The 3,580-nt window shown below is 65.0% G+C and carries 4 protein-coding genes; 3 read left to right on the plus strand and 1 reads right to left on the minus strand.

Features of this window, described 5'->3' with window-relative positions:
- Positions 1 to 465, minus strand: a 465-nt coding sequence (locus tag EOA60_RS23855; RefSeq protein WP_164899493.1) for a L,D-transpeptidase, incomplete at its 3' end; no start/stop codon positions are given.
- A gap of 231 nt (positions 466 to 696) precedes the next feature.
- Between EOA60_RS23855 and EOA60_RS23860 the strand changes: the two genes are divergently transcribed.
- The 3 genes from EOA60_RS23860 to EOA60_RS23870 form a co-directional block, all read left to right on the plus strand.
- Positions 697 to 1,320 carry a LysE family translocator gene (locus EOA60_RS23860; protein WP_095824381.1) on the plus strand — a complete coding sequence of 208 codons (624 nt, stop codon included), beginning with the start codon at positions 697 to 699 and terminating at the stop codon, positions 1,318 to 1,320.
- A 110-nt stretch (positions 1,321 to 1,430) separates the two neighbouring features.
- Complete coding sequence (locus tag EOA60_RS23865; protein WP_095824382.1) at positions 1,431 to 2,756, plus strand: tetratricopeptide repeat protein; 1,326 nt, start codon at positions 1,431 to 1,433, stop codon at positions 2,754 to 2,756.
- Positions 2,757 to 2,838: 82 nt separating this feature from the next.
- Positions 2,839 to 3,580, plus strand: a 742-nt coding sequence (locus EOA60_RS23870) for an FGGY family carbohydrate kinase (RefSeq protein ID WP_245502603.1), incomplete at its 3' end; no start/stop codon positions are given.

The following is a 3,580-nucleotide window of genomic DNA, read 5'->3' on the forward strand; positions in this document are numbered from 1 at the left end:
GCCCGACCAGCGGAAGCCGTCCTTACCGATACCGACGCCGTAGCGGATGGCGTCGCCGCCGGGCTGGACGAGATAAAGCATGCGCTCCTGCAAATGCACGACGATGGTGCCGGGCGCTTCGCCGGTCTTGTCGACGACGATCTGGCGACGGAACTCCGGCTTGACCTTCTGGTAGGGCACCGCCGGGACCTGGAAGCCGTTGTCGGTCAAGGCAGCATACATCACGTCGGGACCGGTGATGTTCTTGTCGACGCTGATCGCCGGTCGGATCGGCACCGATCCGGTGGTGGTGTCGTCGATCTGCAATTGCGGCAGGTCGAGCGTGTCGGTGGTGCCGCAGCCGGCCATGCCGAGCAGCGCCATGGCGCCCATGCCGGAAAGCATGGCGCGGCGGGAAAGCGGAACTTCGGTTTCGACGGTTTCGCCGCTCGAAGGCGGCGTCAGACTTTGCGGCAACTCGCGCATACACCAAACCCTACGCTGTCGGCGGGAAGCACGGTCCGGCCGAATGGCTGCAATTTTCGTCAGTCATGGTTGAAAAAGGGTGAAAGAACTTTGCCCGCACTTAACCCTGACAGGGCGTTGTCCGGGCCAGGCGCCAGGGCAGGCCGGCGCCGAAGATTTTCTCCAACGCCTCTTTACAATCTCGCATACCCCAGGATTTATCCTGTTCTTTGCGCTCAAGGAGTAGGGAAAATGTCCTTCGAAAACTGGGCTGCCTTTGCCGCTGCCTCCGCCATCCTCCTCGTCATCCCGGGCCCGACGATCCTCTTGGTCGTCTCCTATGCGCTCGGCCAGGGCTGGCGTACGGCGCTGCCGATGGCAGTCGGCGTCGCGCTCGGCGATTTCACCGCCATGACGCTTTCGATGCTCGGCATCGGCGCGCTGCTTGCGGCTTCGGCCACTGTGTTCACCGTGCTCAAGGTGATCGGCGCCGGCTACCTCATCTATCTCGGCATAAAACTGTTCCGCGCCGGCGGCGCGCTGAAGGCCGAACCGCGCACCGACGCCGTGTCGGCGGCAAGGATGATGGCGCATGCCTGGCTGGTCACGGCGCTCAACCCGAAGAGCATCACGTTCTTCGTCGCCTTCCTGCCGCAGTTTCTCGACCGGCATGCCGATTTCTGGACGCAGATGCTGATCTTCGAAGCGACCTTCCTGGCGCTCGCATTCAGCAATGCCTTCGGCTATGCGCTGATTGCTTCGCGAGCGCGCGCCATGGTGCGCAACCCAAGGGCGATCCGTATCTTCAACCGCACCGGCGGGACATTGCTTGTCGGCGCCGGCATCGCCACGGTGGCGATGCGTTCGGGGAATTGAGGAGAAGTCCGGTTCGACACAGTCGAAGCCCTCGCCGGTTGGCGGGCCGACGGTCGATGTTCTAGGATCGCATCGGTTCGACCGGACGAGCAGGCATTAAAGGACGCGGCATGGCGCTGAAGGACGCATTCGGCCTGACGCATTCAGGCGCGACCGAAGCCGGGCTTTCGTCCTACGCCAGAGCCGTCCGCGAGCTGCAGTGCTTCATCGGCGACCCGGTCGGCTCCGTCGATAGCGCGATCGCCGATGAGCCCAGCTTCGTGATGGCGCATGTGTTCAAAGGCTACCTGTTCGGCCTCGCCACCGAGCGGGAGGCGACGGCGGTTGCGCAAACCTGTCATGCGGCGGCGCTGCCGCTCGCCGGCACCGCGCGCGAGCGCGCGCATGTCGCGGCGCTCGGCCATCTTGCCAGCGGCCGCTGGCATGACGCCGCCCGCATCCTCGAGGACGTCGCCATCGACAACCCGCTCGATGCGGTGGCGCTGCAGGTTGGCCACCAGATCGACTTCTTCATCGGCAATGCGCGCATGCTGCGCGACCGCATCGGTCGGGCGTTGCCGGCTTGGGAGAAGGACATGCCGGGCTACCATGCCGTTCTCGGCATGCAGGCTTTCGGGCTGGAGGAAATGGGCGACTATGCGCGCGCCGAAGCCTTCGGCCGGCAGGCCATCGAGATCGAGCCGCGCGACGGCTGGGCGCAGCACGCGGTCGCGCATGTCATGGAAATGCAAAGCCGGCAAAGGGAGGGCATCGCCTGGATGCGCGCCAATCCGGAGGCGTGGACGAAGGACAGCTTCCTCAAGATCCATAATTGGTGGCATCTGGCGCTGTTCCACTACGATCTCGGCGAGACAAACGAGGTGCTCCAGCTCTATGACGGGCCGATCTACGGCGACCGCTCGACGCTGGCGCTCAACATGGTCGACGCCTCGGCGATCCTGTGGCGACTTTATCTCCACGGCGTCGATGTCGGCGACCGCTGGGCGGCGCTTGCGGCGAACTGGGCGCCAAAGGCGGCCGCCGGCAATTACGCCTTCAACGATGCGCATGCGATGATGGCCTTTGTCGGCGCCGGGCGGCACGCGCCGGCCCAGACCCTGCTCGAAGCGCAGCGCGAAGCAATGCGCGGCGATGACGATAACGCCGCATTCACGCGCGACGTCGGCCACCCTCTAACCTTGGCGATCAAAGCATTCGGCGAGGGCAACTACGGAGAAGTGGTGCGCCTGATCCGGCCAATCCGCTGGATCGCGCACCGCTTCGGCGGCAGCCATGCACAACGCGACGTGATCGACCTGATGCTGATCGAGGCGGCGCTGCGTGCCGGTGACAGCGCGCTGGCACGGGCGTTGACCGCCGAGCGTCAGCTGGCGCGGCCGGACAGCCCGCTGTCGGCGCTGTTCTCGCGCCGCGCGGCCGATTTGTCAGAGAATTGACCGGAGGCGGATCTTGGCTTAAGAACTGGCCAAGCCAGATTTTTTCGAGACCCGAAAAAATTAATGGCATCGGGAGGAAATCATGTATCTCGGCATCGACCTGGGCACCTCGGGCGTCAAGGCGCTCCTGATCGATGATCGCCAGACGGTCGTCGGGTCCGGCCACGGCTCGCTGGACGTCTCGCGGCCGCATGCCGGCTGGTCCGAACAGAATCCGGCGCACTGGATCGAAGCCTGCCAGACAGCGATTGCCGAGCTCAAGACTTCCCATCCCAAGGAGCTTGCAGCGGTCAAGGGTATCGGCCTCTCCGGCCAGATGCATGGCGCGACCCTGCTCGACGCCTCGGACAAGGTGCTGCGTCCCTGCATCCTTTGGAACGACACCCGCAGCCATGTCGAGGCAGCGGCGCTCGACGCCGACCCGCGTTTCCGCAAGCTCACCGGCAACATCGTCTTCCCGGGCTTCACGGCGCCGAAGCTGGTGTGGGTGAAGGACAACGAGCCCAGTGTTTTTGCCGCTGTCGCAAAGGTGCTCCTGCCCAAGGACTATCTGCGGCTCTGGCTGACCGGCGAGCATATTTCGGAGATGTCGGATTCGGCGGGCACATCCTGGCTCGACGTCGGCAAGCGGCAGTGGTCCTCCGAACTGCTCGCCGCGACAACGCTCGACGAGAAGCATATGCCGTCGCTGGTCGAAGGCACGGCGAAGGCCGGCGGCTTGCGCGGCGAGCTTGCCTCGAAATGGGGTATTGCTTCAGGCATTCCGGTCGCCGGCGGCGCCGGCGACAATGCGGCCTCGGCCTGCGGCATGGGCACCGTGGGCG

The sequence above is a fragment of the Mesorhizobium sp. M1A.F.Ca.IN.020.06.1.1 genome, assembly GCF_004023265.1.
Lineage (GTDB): Bacteria > Pseudomonadota > Alphaproteobacteria > Rhizobiales > Rhizobiaceae > Mesorhizobium.